Below are 20524 nucleotides of genomic sequence, written 5' to 3' on the forward strand. Positions count from 1 at the left end.
CACACCACCCAGGTGGGTGAGCAGCGACCCGAACGCCATCACATACCTGTCCGACCCTCCGGTCACCCGTTCGACGTCAGATCGCCAGATCGCGTCGCTCCAGCAGCCGGAAGGCGGCCAGCAACCCGAGCAGCCCCACTCCGACGAGCACGCCAAGCGCCGCCCACGGCACCCCGCCGTGCGCGAGCACGTCGCCCGGCGCGTAGTAGTGGAACGGGCTGAGGTAGCGCAGCGGTGCGGCCGGGGACCAGGCCAGCGCGATGAAGTTGAGCGCGAAGCCGATCGCGCCGAAGGCGACGGCCGCGCCGATCACGTGCGCCCGCCGCCGGCTGAGCGCGGACACCGCCAGCACGGGGCCGGTCAGGCAGAACGCGAGGGCGCAGCCGAGCAGTCCCGCGGCGAACACCCCGCCCTCCGGGACCGCGTCGCGCAGTTGCGGGGAGAAGGCCACGCCGAGCGCGACGGTCAGCGTGGCGGCGGCGTTGAGCAGCACCGAGGCGGCGATCAGCGCACCGGCCCGTTCGGCGAGCAACCGTCGCCGCGAGACCGGGCGGGTCATCAGGAGTTCGATGGTGCCGGACTCGACATCGGCCGCGACGGCGGCGGCTCCGAGCGAGCCGATCACCGTGAGCTGGAGCGCGATCCAGAACGGGTGGGTCAGTCCGGCGCCGAGCAGGCCGGGGTAACTGGCGATGGGCACATCGCCGTTGGAACCGCTGAAGGCCTTGAAGGCGCCGGGCGGGGTACGGCGGGCGCCGAAGAGTTCGGTGGGCGGGATGGTTCCCGCGATCACCACGATCAGGGTCTCGAAGACGATCATGCCAAACAGCAGGGAGAGCAGCATCCGGCGGCGCCGGTGCAGGGCCAGCCAGACCAGCGGGAGGCGGCGGCTGACGGTCGCGGGTGTCATCGCTCCTCCCCTTCGGCGGTCTCCCCTTCGGTCGACTCCCCTCCGGCGATGGCCTCCCCTTCAGTGGCCTCCCCTTCGGCGGCCTCGCGGTCGGTGGAGCGGTAGAGGTCGAGGAAGGCCTCGTCCAGCCCCGCCTCCTCCACGGTCAGGTCGGCGACCGGGAGTTCGGCGAGCAGGCCGCGGACGGCCGGCACCACCTCGTCCGGCGGCACCAGCAGCTCCACCCGGCGGCCGTCCCAGCGCGGCGACCACCGCTCGGCGGCCCCGAGCGGCCGGGCGCCCTGCCCGTCGGCGAACAGCAGGCGCACGCGTCGGGCCCGGGCCTGGCGCAGCTCGGCCACCGAACGGACGGTCACCAGCCGGCCCCGCCGGACGATGGCGACCCGGCCGCAGGTCCGCTGCACCTCCGGCAGGACGTGGCTGGAGAGCAGGACGGTGCGACCGGCCACGGTCTCCTCGGCGAGGAGTTCGAAGAAGGTCTCCTGGACCAGCGGGTCCAGCCCCTCGCTCGGCTCGTCCAGCACCACCACCGCGGGCTGGTGCTGGAGCGCCTGGACCAGTCCGAGCTTCTGCTTCATGCCGCGCGAGTACTGGCCCACCGGCCGGGCGAGGTCGGCCGGGGACAGCTTCAGCCGTGCGCACAGTTCGCGCTGCCGACGCACCGGGGCGCCCTGGAGGGCGGCGAGCAGATCGAGGGTCTGCTGTCCGGTGAGCTCGGGGTAGAGCCGCAGCTCTCCGGGCAGGTAGCCGAGCGCGGGGGCGAGGCTCCGGTGGTCGGCCACCGGGTCCAGCCCGAGCACCCGCACCCGGCCGCTGCTCGGGCTGAGCAGGCCGACCAGGCAGCGCAGGGTGGTGGTCTTCCCGGCGCCGTTGGGGCCGAGCAGCCCGAAGACCTCGCCGGCCGCGACCGTGACGGCCAGGTCCTTGATGCCGACCGTGGCGCCGTACCGTTTGGTGAGCGCGCTCAGTTCGATCACCGGCGCGGTTGCGTCCCCCGGCATGCCCACCTCCTGTGACGGCGCCGCACCCGGCGCGTCGGCGTGTGTCGGACATCCAAGCGCGCCGGGGCCGGGCAGTCGAGGGACACGGCCGGGGAAGTCGAGGACGCGGCCGCAGCGCCGCGTACGGGCCCCTCCGGGCGGGGCCTCCGGACGGGCCTCACCCCTTGCACACGCCCAGCGGCACCAGGCGGACGACCTGCCGCGCCAGCCCCGCGGCCTCGGTGACGGCGGCCACCGCGTCCACGTCCTTGTACGCCTCGGGCGTCTCCTCCGCCAGCGCCCGCAGTGAGGCGGGCCGCACCGCGATGCCGCTCGCCTCCAGGTCCGACCTGAGCCGCTCGCCCCGCACTGCGCGCAGCGCCTGGTGCCGGCTCCACACCCGGCCGGCGCCGTGGCAGGCGGAGTGGAACGCCTCGTTGCCCGGTAGGCCGACCATGACGTACGAGGCGGTGCCCATCGTCCCCGGCACCAGCACCGGCTGACCGGCTCCGACGAGGTCCCCGGGCAGGTCGGGGTCGCCGGGCGGCAGGGCGCGGGTGGCGCCCTTGCGGTGGACGCAGAGCGTGCGCACCTCGCCGTCCACTTCGTGCTCCTCCAGCTTGGCGAGGTTGTGCGACACGTCGTAGACCAGCTCCAGCCCGACCCCGAGCGCGGTGGCGAAGGCACGGCGGGCGGCCTCGGAGAGCAGCTGCCGGTTGGCCCGCGCGTAGTTCGCGGCGGCGGTCATGGCACCCAGGTAGGCGCAGCCGCGCGGCGATTCGACCAGCGTGCAGGCGAGTTGGCGGTCCGGGAGCTCGATCCGGTAGCGGTGCAGTTCGCGGTCCATCGTGCGGACGTGGTCGGTGCAGATCTGGTGGCCCAGCCCGCGTGAACCGCAGTGGATCATCACGCAGACCTGCCCGGGCCGCAGCCCGAACGCGGCGGCCGTCTGCGGGTCGTGCACCTCGTCGACGGCCTGCACCTCCAGGAAGTGGTTGGCCGAGCCGAGGCTGCCGACCTGCTGCAACCCGCGCTCGACGGCCCGGGTGCTCACCTCGCCGGGGGCCGCGCCCGCCAGCACGCCCCGGTCCTCGCAGCGCTCCAGGTCGCGTGGCACGCCGTGACCGTGCTCGACGGCGTAGCGGGCGCCGCCGAGCAGCAGGTCGTCCAGCTCCTGCGGCCCCGCGAGCTGCCAGAGACCGCCGCGACCGAGTCCGCGCGGCACGGTGCGGTCCAGCAGGTCCATCAGGCGGCGGATCCGCTCGGCGTCGAGCTCCTCCCGCGCCACCCCGGCGGCCAGCAGCCGGACGCCGCAGGAGATGTCGAAGCCGACCCCGCCGGGCGAGACGACACCGCCCCGACCGACGTCGGTGGCCGCAACCCCGCCGATCGGGAAGCCATAGCCCCAGTGCACGTCCGGCATGGCGAACGAGGCGCGGACGATCCCGGGCAGCGTCGCCACGTTCGCCACCTGCTCCAGCGCCTGGTCGCCGGCGGCCTGCGGCAGCAGCGCACCGCTCGCGAACACCACGCCCGGCACCCGCATCGGCGGGCGCGGCTCGATGCGCCAGCGGCAGTGGCCCGCCTCGGCCAGTGCGATCTCCACCTCACTCACCCCGCTCCCGCCACCCGAGCCGCCCGCGCGCCTACACGTCCACCGTGGCCGCACAGGTCCAACCACCGGGCCCCGCGCTCAGCTCCAGGCCGTGCAGCGAGACCGCCTTCGGCACGGCGCCGACCAGCTCGGCGGTGGCCGCGTCGACCATCCGGAACCGGACCTCGATGCTCCGGGCCCCGTCCAGGCCCTCGATCGCGCCCAAAGCGAGCGCCACCGGCAGCTCGCCGTGCACGTCCATCCGGTAGAGGACCTCCTCCAGTACACCCACGAGCAGATCCGGATCGCTCTCCGCGAGCACCGCACAAGCCCGCTCACCGACGACCCGCGCCCCCGACAGATCGGCGAAACTGCCGACCACACCGCGCACCAGCTCGCCGATACAGCCCTCGGCCGTCGGCGCCCACGCCTCCACCCGCAGGTCCGCCGTGTGCGGCACGCTCCGGTGGCCCCTGCCGGACCGCCCCGCAGTCCCGTCACCGTCCACGGCCAACGCCTCCCGCACCCGTTCCCGTCCCCTCTCCAGCGTCATCCCGCGCCCCGAACCGGGGCAAGTACGGCGGTCCGCCGCTCCCCGGCCCCCGCGCCGGCACACCGGCCCCGGCCCCACCCGGCGCCGTTTCACCGGGATTTCATCGCTCCTCGTTAACGTGACTTGACGTGTTCGCGGCAGCTCGCTTCGTCACCACTCAGGCAAGTTCCGCCAGGACCGCCCGGTTCGAACTGCTGCCGCCCTGCGCCCCCTCACGAGCAGCGAGACGACCGTCTGACCACGACACGGCCCAGCAGAGAAGGCAGAACATGAACCGGACCCTAGAGAAGACGGCGAAGCTCCTCACCGCGCCGGCCGTCGCCCTGGCCCTCCTCGCGCCCGTCCTCGCCGCCATGCCGGCGAGCGCCGCGACGACGACCGACGCCTACACCTTCACCAACCCGGACGGCACCCTCAACGCGACGGGCGACAACGACGGGAACCAGATCTCCGTCACCCCCGACGGCACCAACTACACCAACTGGCGACTGATCAAGCTCGGTGCCCCCGGCATGTTCAACCTCGCCAGTACGTCCTCCGGCAAGTGCGTGTACGCCTCCCAGCCCGCCATCCAGCAGTCCTGCGGCAAGGACGGCGAGCAGTGGCACTTCCGCCCCGTCGACGGCAAGCCCAACACCTTCGGCATCGTGCGTCGCGACGACACCAGCGGCGCCGAGTACTGCATGGACGACCGCGGCGGCCTCCACCTGTGGGGCATCCTCGCCCAGCCCAACGTCTGCAACGGCAGTGCGAGCCAGGAATGGACCGTCCCCGCGTCGAAGGCCGCCGAAGCGAGGAGCCTCGCCCTCGACTACTACGCCGACCTGTGCGCGAAGAAGACCTCCACCTGCTCGTGGACCGAGAAGTCCGAAGGGCAGCCCGAAGTCCTGCCCCGTCAGCCCGCCTCGTCGGTCTGGTACAACGACACCGGCAGCACCATGAAGCAGGTCTTCACCACGATCTACCACTCCGGCTGGGCACAGTCGTACTCCGCGGGGGTGTCGACCTCCGTCGGCGTCTCCACCCCGGTCCAGGCGATGATCAGTAGCCAGCTCGCCGCGACGCAGACCTATCAGTCCGACGAGGCCACCGTGAACGGCATCGCGATCGACGTCCCGCCCAAGAACTACGGATGGGTCGACTTCGCCGCCGTCGGCAAGAAGGTCACCGGCACGTGGACCTTCGACACCGACAACCAGCCGTGGACCTCCGACGCCACCGTGACCGTCCCCGTCATCAACTCGGCGGCCGGCTCCACGATGTACGTCGCCCGAACCAGTACGGACGCGCCCGGCGGTGGCTCCGGCTCCGACGTCAAGCCCGCCGCTCTCGCCAAGACCGCGAAAGCCACCATGGACGTGCCTGCGGGCGGCAGGCTGACCGCCTACCAGGGCGGTGTCCAGGTCAACGACGCCAACGGCAACACCGTCGCCACGGTGCAGCCCGGGACCGTCACGGACACCAACGGCACGACCCACCGGGTTGGACTCGTCGTGGACGGCAACACTGTCACCCAGACCATCGAAGGCATCACCGGCGACACCGTCATCGGCACGATCACGCCCCCGACCTACTCCCTGGGCAGTGGCAAGCCCGCCGCCGTGGCGAAGGCCGCCATGGCGATGACGGCGGCGGAGTCCCTCATGGCCGCCCCCGGCGACAAGAACAGCGACGAGCACGACAAGTGCATGGCCAAGAAGATCGGCACCAACATCGTCGTCGGAGGCGTCACGGGCGCGCTGACAGGCCCCGAAGGAGTCGCCATCGGGATGCTCACCGGCGCATTCAAGGGCATCGCCAAGGGCGTCCTGGAATGCTGAGGTAGGCCGCTACCCGGCTTCGCCGGAACGACCGCGTCCCCCTGGCCACGGTGCGGCCAGGGGGGACGCGGTGTTGGCGGCCATGGGACGGCATCGTCGGCCTGGCCGGGCCGGTTGGTTCCGGACGTGCGGCCCCTCCGCGGCTCCCTGCGGGACGGCTCCCGGTCACCCGATGACGCACGCCGCCCGTCCGGGGCCGCGGGGCACGGGGCACGGGGCCGCGGGGCACGGGGCGGCCGATCGTGGCGTGCCCCGGAGCGATTGGTGTCCGCGGCTCGTTGGGTGGGTGTGGCTGACGAGGCGAACGAGACGAACGACGACCGGGCCCAGGCGCCGATGGTGTGGGCGCTGGCAGTGAAGGAGACGGCGCAGGGACCGCCGTTGGCGGAACTGATCGTGGAGGTCGGTGACGATCTCTACGCCGAGTTCGTCGAAGCCGCGGTCGACAGCGGCTTCACGCTCGCGGCGGGCGAGCCTTCGGAGACGACCGGGGCCGTCGAGATCGATGACGGTCGGGTGCGGCGCCTGGTGCTGGTGGGCGGGCGCGAGATCTGGGAGCCGGACACCCGGGTGGAGGCGTCGCCGGGCTGGCTGGCAGCCGCCGAGGGCAGGGGCGGCGTCATCCTGATCCTGGTGCCGCCGAGGACCTGGCCGCCCGGACTGGTCGAGTTGGATCCCGAGGAACGTGTGGACGTCTTCAACCAGCGGTTCGAACAGGAGCAGAGGGCGGGCCGTGTGCTGCACGGGACCGTGTCCCTGCGGGTGGGAGGGCCCCCGGGCGGCGGGGGCCCCGCAAGTCGAGCCGAGTAGCCGCCGCCTCTCGGCGTTCGAACACCGCCGCCGTCTCCGTGCGGACCTCGATGGTCGAGCCGCGGACGGCTCGGACGCGGGCAGGCTCAGGTCGGCCGACGGGCCGTGGCGTGACGTCGAGCGTCGCCGCCGGCCTGCCGAGGGGTCTCGCCGTCGGTGGACTCGGCGGCGCGGCGCCGGCGGTAGTAGTGCACGGTGAGGATGCCGAGCAGCGGCCCCCACGCGGCCAGCGGCCAGTACGCCCCGTAGAAGGCGACGTCCTGCCAGCCGTGGGTGTTCGCGCCGGGGTCGAGGCCGCCGTCGACCCGCCGTCCCATGCTGATCATGGTCATCGCGTACGGCCAGAGCAGGGTGTTGAACGTCGCGCCGAGACCGGCCGGGATGACCGCGGCGAGGATCGGGATCCGGCGGCCGCCCAGGCGCGGGATCCACCGGGGCCACACCTCACCCCACTCGCTGACCAGGCCCACCGCCAGGAACGCCAGCGCCTCGCTGACCCCGCTCAGCGCGATGACGTACCACCACTCGCCGCCGAACCACGCCGGCGGCGGCCGGCCGTCACTCGGGGCTTCCATCAGCGGAACCCGCAGGTCGACGCTCAGGATCCGCCAGAGCCCGGCGGGCAGCACGGTCAGCGAGATCCCGTACGCGACCCACACCGCCCAACGGGGCACACCCGCCACCGTCCGCCCGTGCAACCGTGCCAGGACCAAGCGAGCCGTCATGGGGAGTCCTCCTGCTCTGAGCGCCCGATCAGTGCGGACTGCCGGGTTCGTCCACCTGGGAACAGCCTCGCGGAACCAAGATCGCAGTGAGCTTGCGGACGGCACATCAGTCCCGAGAAGGGAGCGGCTCACCCTCGCGGGGGAGGCCGGATACCTCCTGCGGGATGCTGTGGCAGGGCACGAAGCGGTGACCGCGAACTACCGGGACGGTGTTCGCGGTCCCTCAAACAAACCGGCTGGGTGTGCTGACACGTCCGATCGTCTGACCGCCCGCCCCGCGATCGCCGGCGGTCCAGCACGAGCGGCCTCACCCCGGGAACGAGCCTGGTCAGGGCCTTTCGGGTTTGCGGGCCACGAGGCAGGCGTGCGGCCTGTTCGCCCGTCCGCCGGGCTCCTGCTCCAGTCTCGCGGTGACGACGAAGCCGGCCTGGTCCAGCAGCTCGACCATGCGGTCCAGGGGCAGGAGGTACGACTCGTAGGACACCGGTCGGCCATAGCCCTGCCTCGGCTGCAGCCGCTCATCGCCGACATAGTCTCCCCAGAGCAGGTAGCCGCCGGGCGCGAGCGTGCGGTGGAACTCGGCGAACATCGTGGGCAGCCACTGCGGGGGCGTGTGATGGGTGGAGTACCAGGCCAGAATGCCGCCGAGCTCGTCGTCCCTCGTCTCCAGCGCGGTCATCGAGCCCTCAGTGAACCGCAGGTTCGGATAGGCGTGCCGGGCCAGCGCGACCATCTTCGGCGACAGGTCGAGGCCGAAGACGGACACCCCCAGCTCGGCGAGGTGCGCCGTCAGGCGCCCGGGGCCGCACCCCAGGTCGGCGACCGGCCCCAGACCGGCCGTCCGCACCAGTTCGGCGAACCCCGCCAGCATCGCGCGTGACAGCGGGTCCATCTCGGCTGGAGGTGGGACGCGTTCGACGTAGGCGGTGGCGACCGTGTCGTACGACTCGCGGACGGCGGTCAGAAAGGAGAGCTCAGCCATGCGGGCGACCCTAGACCAGGCGACTGACAGGCCGTGGCACGACCTTCAGCCCGAGTGCCAGCTGCAGACCGGCCTGGCCCGCTCCGACGACGGCGATCCGGCGCACGGCGGCCTCCCAGGGGGTCTGCTGGCAGGCCGGACCCGACTGACGGCCCGTCAAGCAGGCACCCTAGCCCAGTGCTCGGACCGCGGACAGGGGCCGGGGCGGCGCCTACCCGCCCAGGTGGGCGGTGATCAGCGCCGCCACGGCCTCGACCTGGTCCGCCACGTAGAAGTGCCCGCCCGGGAAGACCCGCAGGTCGAAGCCGCCGGTGGTGTGCCGCTCCCACTGCGCGACCTGATCGACCGTCGCGTTGTCGTCGCTCTCCCCCACCAGACCGATGATCGGCTGCGGCACGACGGCGTCCGGCGCGGCGCGGTAGGTCTCGATCGCGGTGTAGTCGGCCCGCAGCGCCGGAAGGATCAGCTCGCGCAGCGCGGGAACGGTGAGGATCCGCTCGTCCGTCCCGCCGAGCCGCACGATCTCCCGGAGCATGCCGTCGTCCGACAGCCGGTGAACCTCGCTGTCCCGGGGCAACGAGGGTGCGCGCCCCGCCGACACGAACAGCCGCTCGGGGCCGGTCAGGCCGTCCCGGGCGTAGCACCGGGCCACCTCGAAGGCGACGGCCGCGCCCATGCTGTGCCCGAAGAGGGTGAGCGGCCGGTCCGACCACTCCCTCAGCTCCCGGTAGGCCTGCTCGGCCAGCTCCGGCACCGAGGCGATCGTCGGCTCCGCGTAACGGTTCTGCCGCCCCGGGTACTGGACGGCGAGCACGTCGGCGTGCGGCGCGAGCGCGTTGGCGTGGTCCAGATAGTAGCTGGCGGAGCCGCCGGCGTGCGGGAAGATCACTACCCGGGCGGGGGCGTCGTCGGACGGGTTGAACCGACGGAACCACGGGTTCTCGACGGCGGCGCTGCTGGGCATACGGGGTGTGACCTCTCTCCGTGACGAAACCTGCCGGGGGCCAGTCTCGCAGGGCGCTCGCGCTGCCGGGCCCGACCGGGGTGTGCTACCCCGATCATGTACTGCTGTCACACCGGCCGGTCAGGGCCCACGGGGCCGCCAGGACGCACCGGCCGGTCAGTGCTCCCCTCGGTCCGCGGCGCCGAATCGAACCGCTACCGCGCGCGAACGGGAAACCCCGTCCAGCAGCAACACCGACGCCGCTTCCGGCGTAGGTGACGGACGCGGAGACGGAGACGGAGACGGAGGCGCGGACAGGGACAGGGACGGAGACGGGGACGACCCGTGCGACCGCGCGTTCCCCGGGAACGTCGCCAACAACCGCTCCAAGCCCCGACGGTGGCGCGCGAACACCCGCACCGAGGCGTGCCGCCCGCGCGCCCGCTGGCCCTCGAGCGCGGTACCTGCGCCGACGTCCAGCAGCACCAGGTGCAGTTGCCGCCCCTGCCGCCCGGCCTCCCGCGCGAGCCACCGTCGCAGCCACGCCCGGCTGCCGCAGTCGTGCACCAGCAACGGCCCGCCCCGCCGCACCGATCTCCGCAACAGCCGGAGGTGCTCGCACCGCGCCCACGGCCGGTACACGCCGTACGGCAGCCAGGCCGGCATCACCGCCTCGCAGGCCTCGTGCACCGTCCGCGGGTCCACCGCCCGAGCCCCGTGCCCGTCACCGCCCGGGCCCCCGGACCAGCGCCGCAGCAACGTGCTCTTCCCGGCCCCCGGCAACCCCGACACCACCACCACGGCGTCCGCCGGGTACGCCAGGACGAACTCCGCCCCGTGCACCCCTCGTAGATCCACCACCCCGTCCGGCGCCACCACCGCACTCACCGCGCCACCCACCGCTCCCCCGTCCACCGCTTCCCCTCCGCCTCCGCCTCCGACGGGGAACCCTAACAACGCGCCCTCCGGCCGAGCCGGCCGCCACGTCGTGCAAGGCACGGGCGCGGCGCGCCTCACGGTAGGTGGCGGCGGGTCTCGCTCCAGGCGAGCAGGTGGGTCTTGACCGGGCCGTCCGGGAGGAGGGGGAGCAGGGTGGTGAGGTGGGCGGTCGGCGCCTTGTGACGGTGTAGTTCTCCGATGCGGTCGAGTGGGAGTGTGCGCCAGTCCGCAGCGAGGGCGGCCGCTTCGGCGGGCTGGAGGGTGAGGGCCGCGAGGGTGTCGGCGGCGAGGGCTTCGGGGGACCACTCGGAAGCGTCCCCGGCGCCGAGGTGGTGGATGACGTAGGCGCGCAGCATGAACTCCTGCCGGCGTCGACTCGCCTCGCCCCAGGGGCCGTCCGCGCGGGTGCGGCGGTTGGCGGTCAGGGCGAGGCGGGCCCAGCGCAGGCGGAGCGGACGGGGCTCGTCGTCCTGGTAGGCGTGGAGCTGGGCGGTCTGCCGGATCCGTTCCAGCTCGTGGTACCCGGTGTCCGCCAGGGCGGCACACTGTTCGAGCTCCGCATTCGTTGTGTCGTCGGTCATGGCTTCTCGCCTCCGCTACTGCTGGGGGCGGGAAGGACTGTAGCGCCCCGTGGTGGTGCCGGTCCGGTGGGCGGGCGAGCGCGGACCGCAAGCCTGAGTAGCCCGCGCGGCTCTCGCGGCCCGGGCGGCCCGGGCGGCCGGTCGATGGTGCAGGGGCGCGCAAGGGAGCGTGACGCGCCCCCACAACGCTTCGAGCGCCCGCGCGGGCGACCTCTCGCGCGGCGGTCGCCGGGAAGAAACGACCGTGGGCACTCGATCGTGCGAGCAGAACTGCCGATACACCCCCGGCGGCGTTCCCTCGCACTGCCTCGAGGAGGCACAACATGACCTGGCTACGCGTCCTCACCGCACTGGGCATCCTCGCTGTGGCAGCCAGTGCCGTGCTCGTCTTCGCCCGCTGCACCGCGACGCCCGATGGCGACCGCGACGTGGCCGTGCCGCCCGACCTCCGGAAGGATGCCGAGGGCAGCGGCCTCTTCCAGCGGACGGGCGGCGACGGCTGAGGTGCCGTCAGTGCCCGGCGACATCGTCCGGCCGGACCTCGATGTGATCGGCCGCGAGGTCGACCGCCACCCGGTGCTCCATGCCGAGCGCCTCGAGGAACTTGACCGGCAACTGCACCCGCCCGGTGCGGTCCAGCATCACGTACTCCCGCTCGTTGACCGACTCCTCGCCGTACTCGTCCGTCACCGTGCGGCGCAGCACCTCGCTGCTGGTCCGCCCGTCCCGGATCGCGACCGTGCGGCGCACCTCGCCGGCCACCATCGGGTCGTGGGTGACGATGACGACGGTGGCCCCGAGTTCCCGGTTGACGGTGCGGAAGGCCTCGAAGATCACCGCACCGGTCTCCGAGTCGAGCTCGCCGGTCGGCTCGTCGGCGAGCAGCACCGGCGGATTGTTGGCCATCGCCACCGCGATGGCGACCCGCTGCTGCTGGCCTCCGGAGAGCTCGTCGGGGCGCCGGTGGGCGAGTTCCCCGATCTCCAGCGCCTCCATCAACTCGGCCACCCGGGCAGCCTGTCGTTTCGATCCCCCGGCGCCGGATCGGCGACCGCGCAGTTGCATCGGCAGGCCGATGTTCTCGGCCGCGGTCAGGAACGGCAGGAGGTTGCGGGCGGTCTGCTGCCAGATGAAGCCGACCACCTCACGCCGGTAGCGCAGCCGCTCCTTGGTGGACATCTCCAGCAGGTCGCAGCCCGCCACGGTGGCGGTGCCGGCGGTCGGCACGTCGAGCCCGGCGAGGATGGTGAGCAAGGTGGACTTCCCGCTGCCGGACGCGCCGACCAGGGCGACCAGATCGCCCTGTCGGATGGTCAGCTCCAGGCCCTGTAGCGCCTGGACCTCGATCCCCTCGGCACTGAAGATCCGGACCAGGCGATCGCACAAGATGGCGGCGCCCTCTGCGTGCGCCGTGGGCGAGGCGGCGGCGAGCGCCCGCTGCCGGAGCTCCTGCAGGCTGGGGGCCTCGGCGGTCGGCCGCTCCCGGGAACTGGTGTTCACCGCTGCTCTCCTGTCTCCACTGTCTGGGCCGTCTGCCCTGGCCGGGCTGGCGGGCCTGGCTGTACCGTCCGGCTGATCCAACTGATCCAACTGGTACGGCTGGTACGGCTGGTCCCGACTGCCCGCCGGCTCCCGGTGGTCTGCGCTGTCACGGCCCGTGCGGCCGGCCGGGGCGTCATGGCTGCTCCCCCGCCCGCAGTTCGGTCGCGATCTGGCGCCGACCGGCGATCAGCGTCTCGAGCACCACCCCGACGCCGATCAGCAGGGTCAGGGCCGCCGTGGGCAGCAGCACCGGCAGCAGCGTGGGGCTGATGACGTCCCCGACCCTCGCGCCGACCAGTGTCGAGATGTCGAACCCGCTGCCCAGCAGTCCGACCGCCGCCACCGCGACGAGGCCGCCGCCGACGGCAGCCGCCAGGGTCTGCGGCAGCGCCTCGGCGACGATCAGCGCCAGCCCCTGCCGGGGCCGCAGGCCCATGGTGCGCAGCCGGGCGAGGACGGCGGTGCGCTCGGGCGCTGCCCGGAACAGCGTCAGCAGCACGGCGAGCAGGGCGAACCCGGCTCCGGCGGCGGCCGCGTACCAGAACAGCCGGTCGGCGGCGTGCTGCAGCGGGTCGTCGGCCAGTTGGACGGCGAGTTCGCGGCCGCTGTGCACCGTGTAGCCGGCGGGCAGGCCGTGCGTTCCCCTTCCGGCGGCCGCGGCGTCGTCCGCGACCAGCTTGGCCAGACCGCTCGGCTGAGTCAGACCGTTCTCCCGCAACGTCGACCTGACCCGCTCCGGATCCGGATCACCGACGGCGAACCACTTGTTCATCCGCGGGGGTTCCGGCAGTCGCTCCCAGGTGGGACCGGCGGGCACCACGACGAACGGCTTGCCCGGGTCGGGGACGGCCGGGCTGGCGGTCACGAGCCCGGCGACGGTGGTGCGCAGCCCGTTGCCGTTGGGCGTTCGGATCTCGGGTGGGCCGGCGGTCAGGCGCTTGGCCAGGTCCCGGCTGAACAGCGCGGGAACCCTGGTGCTCGAGCCGCCGGGGGTGGCGGCGAGCTTCGCCGGGTCGAATTCCCCGACCCCGAGGGTGCGGGCGATCTCGGCGTACGCGGTCGGCTCGACGACCACGAGGATGGCCTCCGCGTAGTCCCCGTCGGCTCCGACGAAGCGGGCGCTGGTCTCGACCCAGGCCCCCGTCGCGGCCCGGACGCCCGGCAGAGCGCCGGCGGCCTTGGTGAACGCCTCGGGCAGGGTGGCGTACTCCGGGAGGGAGACGGCGAGGTCCCCACCGGTCGCGATGCGTGCGGCGCGGCTCCGGACGTGGTCGACGGTGTCGAGCACGGTGGCGCCGAAACCCGTCGTGGTGACGGCGATCAGCAGAGCGAGCAGGGGCAGGGCGGAGGGCCGGCGGCGGCCCGAGGTGTCGCGGGCCGCCCGGGCCAGGCCGAGGAAGCCGATCAGGCCGCGACCGCGCCTCGCGACGGCGGACAGCCAACCGACCACCACCGGCTCGATCCGGGCGAGCAGCAGCCCGCCGGTGATGGCGAGCAGCAGGGGGGCGGCGATCAGCAGCGGATCCAGCCCGGCGCCCGGGACGCCCACGCCTCGGCGGCGGACCTCGGCGACGGCCGCGGCGGTGACGGCCAGGACGGTGAGCTCACCGACGACCCGTCGCCAGCCGCCGGAATTTCGGCGGCGTGACCACAGCAGGGCGGCGCGAGCGGGGAAGGCCAGCAGGGCCAGCAGGGTCGCGGCGAGCGCCGCCAGGGCCGCGTAGCCCCAGCGGGGGGTGGGCAGCAGCACCAGGGCGAGGATGGTGCCGACCACGGCCGCGGGCAGGACGGTGGCCGCGCCCTCGCCGAGCAGCCTCAGCAGCACCCCGGTACGGGAGCCGCCGCGGGCTCGTAGCAGGTGGATCTCGGCGGTGCGCCGGTCTGTGGTGAGGGCGGCGGCCAGGCAGAGCACCACGGTGGCCACTCCGGTGACACCGGCGGGGCCGATCGCGCTCAGCGGCAGCGATGCCTGGTAGCGGTCGGCCGCCCGGGTGAGGATGTCGGGGAGGTTCGAGCTGGTGTGCAGGTCGGAGCGGCCGGTCGTGGAGGCCAGGGCGGTGGCGCCGGGACCGGCCAGGAACGAGCTGACGGTGCTGCGGGTCCGGTCGAGGCGGTCGGCGCGCAGCGAGGCCGGGTCGACGGGGAGCCGCCAGAAGTCCTCGCCGCCGGCGCCCCAGCGGGCGAGTGCCGGAAGGCTCCCGCCGTCGACGAAACCGCTGGTCGTCCAGTGTTCGTGCTGCGAGTCGGCCTTCAGGCAGGCGCGGGCCGGGCAACCAAGGTCCTCCCAGAACGCGTCCAGGGGGTCGTTGACCTGGTAGAGGCCCACCACCACGGTGTTCCGCCGGGCGCCCTCCCCCAGGGTGCCGTTGTCGATGACGTCGCCGAGTTTGACGTGGATGGTCTCGGCGGCCTTCTCGCTCACGACGATCGGCAGCGGGCCGTCGGCGGGGGCGGGGGTGGGCCAGGTGCCGCCGGTCAGGGTGGCCCGGGCGGTCAGGTCCTGCAGGTAGTAGAGCGTGAGGACGGCGGGATCGGTGTCGGCGATCCGGGCGTATCCCGGGTTGAGCATGCCGCGCGGGTTCAGGGCTCGGGCGCCGGTGGCCGCGCCCGATGGAGCCAGCGTCAGTTCCCGGCCGACCTTCGCGGTGAGCTTCTGCCGCACGGCGTCGAGGTCGGCGGCGGTGTCGGTGCCGCCGGTTCGCGAGGTGGACTGCAGGCTGGTCGGGTTGAGGCCCTTGTGGCGCACGAAGTCCTGGAGCGCGGCGTCCGCACCGCGGTCCTGGAGCCGGGGGAAGGCCGCGGCCAGGAAGACGGTGACGAGGGCGAGGGCCGCCGTGAGCAGCGCGGCCAGCGGCATCGCGCGCAGCCTGGTACGGACCCAGGGCGCCGGGCGGTGGGCGGGCGAGGGGGTGGGCTCGGTGGTCCCGGCCTTGGTGGTCACATCTCCTCCACGTGGCGCAGCCGGGCGGCCACGTCTCGACGGCGGCGTCCGGTGAGGAAGGCCGCCAGCAGCGGGACGACGACGATCGCGGCCGCGAACAGCAGGGCCTGGCCGACCGGCAGTTCGATCCGGGCCTCGGGCACCGGTCGGTCGGCGGCGGGCGTCAGGACCACGAACGGCACGATCAGACGGACGAGCAGAGTGCCGAGGCCGAGTCCGACGGCTGCGCCGAGCCCGACCAGCAGCGCCTGTTCGGCGGCGACGGTGCGGGTGACCTGCTTGCGGCGTGCGCCGAGGGCGAGCAGCAGCGCGCAGTCCCGGGCGCGCTCGTGGGCGGAACCGGCCACGGAGGCGACGAAGCCGATCGCGGCGAGCACCGCGGTGACGATGGCGATGGCCATCATCGCGTTCTGCGGGGCGGCGCCCACCGGGTCGCTGAGCAGGCCTTCGGAGACCTCCGCGGAGAGCTGGACGTCCTGGGAGCCGGGGGCGGACCGCAGCGCGGCCGCGGCCCGGGCCGGAGTCGGGTCGTCCGGTCCGGTGGCGGGCAGCCACCACTCGGCGTGGCTGGGCAGGGAGCGGCCCTGGGCGGCCAGCAGACGCGCGGTCGTGGCGAGGTCGATGACGAGCGCGCTCCGGCCTGCCACCGGCAGGGCCTCGGCCACTCCGCTGATCGTGATCCCGAGGATGGTCCCGTCGAACGGCACCTGCACGGTGTCGCCGACCGTCGCACCGACGAGCCTGAGGTAGTCGCGGGTGGCGACGCCGGAGACGGTGGTCGGCGCGGTCGCCCCGGCGGGGCTGAGGACGGCCCGGTAGGTGCTTCCGATGCCACTCGCGATGTGGTAGTCGACGGTGAACAGCCGGTCGGCGTCGGCCGGTTCGGGCCGGACGGTGGCGATCGGCCCGGGCGTGGCGTTGATCGCCGGAGCGTCGACCACCTCGCCCTTCCAGGCCAGGCCGGCCACCGGCGGGACGTCGGTAGCCGGTCCGTCGGCAGTGTCCGACACGGCCAGTCGGCGTACGGTCACCTCCCCGCCGGCCTGGGCGCTGAAGGACACCGTCGCCCCCACCAGGGTCAGCGGGGCGGCGGCGGAGCCGGCCGGGGCGTCGACCAGCGTGCTCAGCGGGGCCGAGGCGCGCAGTTCGCCGCTGAGCGGGAGGTCGGCGAAGGGAGCCTTGTGGACGTAGCCGAAGCGGTCCCGCAGCAGCAGCGTCACCTCGAGTGGGGACGGCGTCGCCGACGGGAACCCGCCGGAGCCCGGGTGGCCGAACTCCTGGCGGATGGACAGATCGGCGTCGATCCGCAGCGGGCGGCCGGGTAGCGGGAGGCCGGCCCGCGGGCCGGTCGGGGTCGACTGGGCGAGCGGGCGGAACAGTTCGTCGGCGGTGTGCCCGCCAAGGAGGTCACTGCGGACCGGGACGCGCTCGGCGAGGGCCGCGGTGTCCACGGCGAGCACCTGGCCCGTGCCCGAAGGCAGCGACTGCTCCTCGCGGGCGACCGGGATCAGTCGATCGCCGCCGGGTAGGGCCCCGAACCGCCCGCCCTGCCCCATCAGGGAGCCGTGGGCGGCGGAGATCCGCAGTCCGCCGCCGGTGGTGAAGGCGGCCTGGTCACGCTGGGAGGCCGTCCAGGTGGCGTGTTGGCCGATGGCGAGCACCCCGGTGGCGACGGCCAGGACGAGCAGCAGCACCGGGCCGGTGGCGCGGGCGGGCTGCCGGGCCAGCTGCCAGCCGACCAGCGCCGGGCCGAGGCCGCGCCCCCGCGACGCCACCCGCGCGCCCAGCCTGGCGGCGAGCGGCAGCAGGCGCAGCACCACCAGGGTGCCCGCGCACAGTGCCAGGGCGGGGGTGGCGACCAGCAGCAGGTCGACGCCCAGTCGGCCGGAGGAGTCGGCGGACAGCCCGCCGCCGTACTGGTCGAGCTGCTGGTAGGCGAGCGCGGCCAGGCCGAGTACGGCGAGGTCACCACCGTTGCGGGCGATGCCGGAGACCAGGGCCTGGCGGCGGCCGCCCCCGAAGTGCAGGGCGGCGCCGGCTCCGCGCAGCAGACTTGGGATGGTGGACAGCACGATGCAGGCGAGGGAGCAGAGCACGGCCACCGGCCACAGCGCCCAGCCGATGCCGGTGTCCATCGCCACCTGGTGAGACCGGCCGAGCCCGGCCAGGACCCGCACCAGGAACGGGGTGAGCAGGGGTGCGAACGCCGCCGCGGGGAGGGCGAGCAGCACCAGTTCCAGAACAGCGAACCCGCCGAGGCGCAGGCCTGAGGCGCCGCGGGCGGCGAGCAGTTCGTTCTCCCGCTCCTGGCGGCTCGAGATCAGCCGGACGACCAGCAGCAGGGCCGCTGCGGCGAGCACGGCCAGTTGGAGGGCGCCGATCAGCAGGGTGGACCGGGCGACCACCAGGCTGGCCGACAACTCGTGTACGACCGCCGGGAGTTCGGTCGTCGCTGTGAGCGACGCGCTCTTCCGCAGCTCGTCGGCCAGGCCCTGGGCGCGGTCGCCGACGGCCTCCGCCGCCTCTTGGTCGACGCCCGCGAAATCGGCGTCGACCAGCCAGGCCCGGCTGCTCTGCGGCAGACCGCCTGCGGAGAACACGCTCTGATCGACCATCATCGGGCCGAAGGTGGTGAAGCCTCCGGTCGCGACCTCGCGGCCGCCGACCGGGTCGATCCGCCAGTACGGGTCGGCGGGGTCGGCGGCCCGGTAGACCCCGGTGATCCGGACGGTCAGCGGCTTGCCGTCGAGCCGGTCGGCGAGCCGGACGTCGACGGGCAACGCCTGCTCGTTCAGGCTCAGCCGGGTCAGCACCGCCTGCGGGACGGCGACTTGTGGCGCGGTGGACTGGATCGGCCCGGCAGCGACGCCCGGCCAGGCACCGGCGGTCAGACGGGCTCGGCCGCGGTCGACGTCGGCGAGGACCGTCAGGTCGACCCTGGCCCCGGCAGGCTGACCGCCCGCATTCCGTGCACCGCCGCTACCCGTTGAGGCTCCGGCGGTCGGGAGACCGTAGGAACGGCTGCGCAGCAGACTGTCGGTGCGAACGGGCAGGTCACCGAAGAGCTTGTGCCGGTAAGTGGCGACCGCGTCCTCGTCCTTGGTCCGCTGATCCAACCCGTGCTCGGCGGTCAACACCACCACGGTCCGGGCATGGCCGGGGCCTTGGAGCGCCTGCCGCAGGCCGGCCTGGCCGACCCCGCCGTTGAAGGTCACCAAGGCGGTCAGGACCGCCGTAGTGATCAGCACCGTCAGCAGGACGGCAGCAGCCAGCGGCAGTCGCCCGCGCAGTCTGCGCACGACGAAGCCGAGCATCGAATTCCTCCCCCGGTCGCGGTCCCAGCGCGGTTCCGGCCCCACCCATCGACCTGTCCGGGCACAGGACAGCCACAGATGGACACCCCACGGGCACACCGGCGCAGTGATCACCGGCCATGATCGCCGGATAGCGGACGATGCTGTCAGATTCGGTCCAGGAACGGAAGGGACTTGCGCGAATCAAGTAAGTAATGAGCAAATTCCTTGCATTGGTAGCATCCCTCGCCCGGGATGCCCTGCCTAAATGCCATGCACACTTCATAAGTCCAGCTTCACCCACTCCTCTGACCAGGGGATTTCGCTTTCCCCGAGCCTTCTGCCCGGGACTCCTGAACCCGAGCAGCCACCGCACCCGTTGACCCGGACAGAACCGGGTAGCCACACCCACAGGGGGGACGCCGAATGACGCAGCACCAGGCCGACACCACAACCGCCAGAGCCTCCGGGCCGATGGTGTCCGTGACCGAACTGCGGCGCAGCTTCGGCACCGGCGAACGGACCGTCCATGCGCTGCGCGGCGTCAGCTTCTCGGTCGAGCGCGGTGAACTCGCCGCACTGAAGGGCCGCTCCGGCTCCGGCAAGACCACCCTGCTCAACCTCGTCGGCGGCCTGGACGATCCGACCGGAGGCGCCATCGCCCTGGACGGCATCGACCTCTCCGGGCTGGACGAGGAGGGCCGGCTCGCCCTGCGCCGTGAGCGGCTCGGCTTCATCTTCCAGTCCTTCGGACTGATCCCGATGCTCACCGCCGCCGAGAACGTCGGCATACCGATGCGGCTGCGCAAGGTACCGGCCGCCGAGCGCGAGGAGCGCGCGCACACCCTGCTGGCCCTGGTCGGTCTCGCCGACCACGCCGACCAGCGCCCGGGCGAGCTCTCCGGCGGTCAGCAGCAGCGCGTCGCGATCGCCCGCGCGCTGGCCAACGATCCCGGCCTGATCATCGCCGACGAGCCCACGGGCCAGCTGGACTCGGAGACCGGCCGCTCGATCATGGAGCTGCTGCGCGCGGTGGTGCGCAGCGAGGGCGTCACGGTCCTGGTCGCGACCCACGACCCTACGCTGATGGAGCTCGCCGACCGGGTGATCGAGCTCCGCGACGGACGGATCGTCGAGCCCGAGGCGGCGGACCGGGCGGCGTAGCGGCGGCGAGCCGGCCGGCGGCCCCCTCGTCAGGCCGGCGGTGGCCGGATCGACTGGGCGTGGTGGAACACCTCCTCCCCGCCCCCCATGGGCCTTGGTCCCCGCGGTGCGCCTTCGTCACCACGGCTCGGCCACCGCCCGCGGTGACCACGTCGACCTGGGTCGGGCGGAGTCCGCGGTCGAGCGCCCGGTTCGACTCGGCCACCACGTCGGCCCCGTCGGCCACCAGCCGGATGTAGGCGGGATGGCTGTGCCAGCAATGGTTGAAGCCCTGGCCCAGCGTCCGGCAGCGGGGAACGCCGCAGGATCGTCCGCTCGGAGAATTCGTGTCGCATGGATTTCCCCCACTTTCCAGGTCCGAGAGAGTCCGGCGGGCCGCACGCTAACACGGGGTATTCAGGTGTGGGAATTCATTAACGAATTAGTGTGACAGTACGTCATTTCAACGGGGCGGTCGCGGCTTCTTCCGAGCCATCGCCGAGCGTCGATTGTCAGTGGCGTCGGATACGGTCCTCGACGACTCCACAGAATCCGCTCCACGGGAGGTTCGATGACGATCCTCTGCCGCATTTTCCGCGCGATCCTCGGCGCCGGCCGGAACGCGCGGGCCTGGCGACCGACACGGCTGTGGGGGGGGGGGGGGGGGGGGGGGGAAAGCAACAACCGCCCCACCCCCCCAAAGCCCCGAGCGGGAAACCCCCACACACCAACAAAAACCACGCGCCCCGCCCTCCCCCCCTACCACCC

At 73.3% G+C, this 20524-nt stretch carries 17 protein-coding genes; 4 read left to right on the forward strand and 13 right to left on the reverse strand.

Going from position 1 to position 20524, the window contains the following annotated elements:
* Positions 1-76 precede the first annotated feature (76 nt).
* The 4 genes from ACZ4WV_RS14545 to ACZ4WV_RS14560 form a co-directional block, all read right to left on the reverse strand.
* A complete protein-coding gene (locus ACZ4WV_RS14545; RefSeq protein ID WP_465746391.1) occupies positions 77-910 on the reverse strand; it encodes an ABC transporter permease subunit in 834 nt (277 codons plus the stop codon).
* Positions 907-1911 carry an ABC transporter ATP-binding protein gene (locus ACZ4WV_RS14550; RefSeq protein ID WP_465746393.1) on the reverse strand — a complete coding sequence of 335 codons (1005 nt, stop codon included), beginning with the start codon at positions 1909-1911 and terminating at the stop codon, positions 907-909. Before ACZ4WV_RS14550 ends, ACZ4WV_RS14545 begins: the two co-directional genes overlap by 4 nt.
* Positions 1912-2068: 157 nt before the next feature.
* Entirely contained in the window at positions 2069-3496 is a 1428-nt protein-coding gene (locus ACZ4WV_RS14555) for an RtcB family protein (RefSeq protein ID WP_465746395.1), read from the reverse strand.
* Between the two features lie 40 nt (positions 3497-3536).
* Positions 3537-3944: an archease gene (locus ACZ4WV_RS14560; protein WP_465746397.1), complete on the reverse strand. Its 408-nt coding sequence runs from the start codon at positions 3942-3944 to the stop codon at positions 3537-3539.
* A 362-nt stretch (positions 3945-4306) separates the two neighbouring features.
* Here ACZ4WV_RS14560 and ACZ4WV_RS14565 point away from each other — a divergent pair, with 362 nt between their 5' ends.
* Both ACZ4WV_RS14565 and ACZ4WV_RS14570 read left to right on the forward strand, forming a co-directional pair.
* The gene (locus ACZ4WV_RS14565) at positions 4307-5857 is read left to right on the forward strand and encodes an RICIN domain-containing protein (protein ID WP_465746399.1); all 1551 of its coding nucleotides are present in this window, start codon (positions 4307-4309) and stop codon (positions 5855-5857) included.
* A 288-nt stretch (positions 5858-6145) separates the two neighbouring features.
* The gene (locus tag ACZ4WV_RS14570) at positions 6146-6667 is read left to right on the forward strand and encodes a hypothetical protein (RefSeq protein WP_465746401.1); all 522 of its coding nucleotides are present in this window, start codon (positions 6146-6148) and stop codon (positions 6665-6667) included.
* An 86-nt stretch (positions 6668-6753) separates the two neighbouring features.
* Here ACZ4WV_RS14570 and ACZ4WV_RS14575 read toward each other — a convergent pair whose 3' ends face one another.
* From ACZ4WV_RS14575 to ACZ4WV_RS14600, 6 genes are all read right to left on the reverse strand, one after another.
* Complete coding sequence (locus ACZ4WV_RS14575) at positions 6754-7392, reverse strand: hypothetical protein (protein ID WP_465746403.1); 639 nt, start codon at positions 7390-7392, stop codon at positions 6754-6756.
* Positions 7393-7720: 328 nt separating this feature from the next.
* Positions 7721-8374 carry a class I SAM-dependent methyltransferase gene (locus tag ACZ4WV_RS14580; RefSeq protein ID WP_465746405.1) on the reverse strand — a complete coding sequence of 218 codons (654 nt, stop codon included), beginning with the start codon at positions 8372-8374 and terminating at the stop codon, positions 7721-7723.
* Between the two features lie 10 nt (positions 8375-8384).
* Positions 8385-8534: a hypothetical protein gene (locus ACZ4WV_RS14585; protein ID WP_465746407.1), complete on the reverse strand. Its 150-nt coding sequence runs from the start codon at positions 8532-8534 to the stop codon at positions 8385-8387.
* Between the two features lie 51 nt (positions 8535-8585).
* Positions 8586-9338 carry a thioesterase II family protein gene (locus ACZ4WV_RS14590; protein WP_465746409.1) on the reverse strand — a complete coding sequence of 251 codons (753 nt, stop codon included), beginning with the start codon at positions 9336-9338 and terminating at the stop codon, positions 8586-8588.
* 156 nt (positions 9339-9494) lie between these two features.
* Positions 9495-10334 (reverse strand): AAA family ATPase, encoded by an 840-nt coding sequence (locus ACZ4WV_RS14595; protein WP_465746411.1) that lies wholly within the window; start codon positions 10332-10334, stop codon positions 9495-9497.
* On the reverse strand, positions 10331-10837 hold the full coding sequence (locus ACZ4WV_RS14600; protein ID WP_465746413.1) for a hypothetical protein: 507 nt from the start codon (positions 10835-10837) through the stop codon (positions 10331-10333). The genes ACZ4WV_RS14595 and ACZ4WV_RS14600 overlap by 4 nt, the downstream gene beginning before the upstream one ends.
* A 323-nt stretch (positions 10838-11160) precedes the next feature.
* Here ACZ4WV_RS14600 and ACZ4WV_RS14605 point away from each other — a divergent pair, with 323 nt between their 5' ends.
* Positions 11161-11340 carry a hypothetical protein gene (locus ACZ4WV_RS14605; protein ID WP_465746415.1) on the forward strand — a complete coding sequence of 60 codons (180 nt, stop codon included), beginning with the start codon at positions 11161-11163 and terminating at the stop codon, positions 11338-11340.
* 7 nt (positions 11341-11347) lie between these two features.
* On the opposite strand, the gene ACZ4WV_RS14610 is transcribed toward ACZ4WV_RS14605, so the two are convergent.
* The 3 genes from ACZ4WV_RS14610 to ACZ4WV_RS14620 form a co-directional block, all read right to left on the reverse strand.
* Positions 11348-12337 (reverse strand): ABC transporter ATP-binding protein, encoded by a 990-nt coding sequence (locus ACZ4WV_RS14610; protein WP_465746417.1) that lies wholly within the window; start codon positions 12335-12337, stop codon positions 11348-11350.
* Between the two features lie 175 nt (positions 12338-12512).
* Entirely contained in the window at positions 12513-15320 is a 2808-nt protein-coding gene (locus tag ACZ4WV_RS14615; RefSeq protein ID WP_465746419.1) for a hypothetical protein, read from the reverse strand.
* The gene (locus tag ACZ4WV_RS14620) at positions 15317-18634 is read right to left on the reverse strand and encodes an ABC transporter permease (RefSeq protein ID WP_465746421.1); all 3318 of its coding nucleotides are present in this window, start codon (positions 18632-18634) and stop codon (positions 15317-15319) included. Before ACZ4WV_RS14620 ends, ACZ4WV_RS14615 begins: the two co-directional genes overlap by 4 nt.
* A 405-nt stretch (positions 18635-19039) precedes the next feature.
* Between ACZ4WV_RS14620 and ACZ4WV_RS14625 the strand changes: the two genes are divergently transcribed.
* Entirely contained in the window at positions 19040-19777 is a 738-nt protein-coding gene (locus ACZ4WV_RS14625; RefSeq protein ID WP_465746423.1) for an ABC transporter ATP-binding protein, read from the forward strand.
* The last annotated feature ends 747 nt before the right edge of the window (positions 19778-20524 follow it).

Source organism: Kitasatospora sp. NPDC029312 (genome assembly GCF_055569215.1).

Coding starts and splice junctions, on each gene's coding strand:
- ACZ4WV_RS14575 (WP_465746403.1), bottom strand. CDS start 7,392: ATGACGGCTCGCTTGGTCCTGGCACGGTTGCACGGGCGGACGGTGGCG.
- ACZ4WV_RS14625 (WP_465746423.1), top strand. CDS start 19,040: ATGACGCAGCACCAGGCCGACACCACAACCGCCAGAGCCTCCGGGCCG.
- ACZ4WV_RS14620 (WP_465746421.1), bottom strand. CDS start 18,634: ATGCTCGGCTTCGTCGTGCGCAGACTGCGCGGGCGACTGCCGCTGGCT.
- ACZ4WV_RS14590 (WP_465746409.1), bottom strand. CDS start 9,338: ATGCCCAGCAGCGCCGCCGTCGAGAACCCGTGGTTCCGTCGGTTCAAC.
- ACZ4WV_RS14580 (WP_465746405.1), bottom strand. CDS start 8,374: ATGGCTGAGCTCTCCTTTCTGACCGCCGTCCGCGAGTCGTACGACACG.
- ACZ4WV_RS14565 (WP_465746399.1), top strand. CDS start 4,307: ATGAACCGGACCCTAGAGAAGACGGCGAAGCTCCTCACCGCGCCGGCC.
- ACZ4WV_RS14600 (WP_465746413.1), bottom strand. CDS start 10,837: ATGACCGACGACACAACGAATGCGGAGCTCGAACAGTGTGCCGCCCTG.
- ACZ4WV_RS14605 (WP_465746415.1), top strand. CDS start 11,161: ATGACCTGGCTACGCGTCCTCACCGCACTGGGCATCCTCGCTGTGGCA.
- ACZ4WV_RS14550 (WP_465746393.1), bottom strand. CDS start 1,911: ATGCCGGGGGACGCAACCGCGCCGGTGATCGAACTGAGCGCGCTCACC.
- ACZ4WV_RS14545 (WP_465746391.1), bottom strand. CDS start 910: ATGACACCCGCGACCGTCAGCCGCCGCCTCCCGCTGGTCTGGCTGGCC.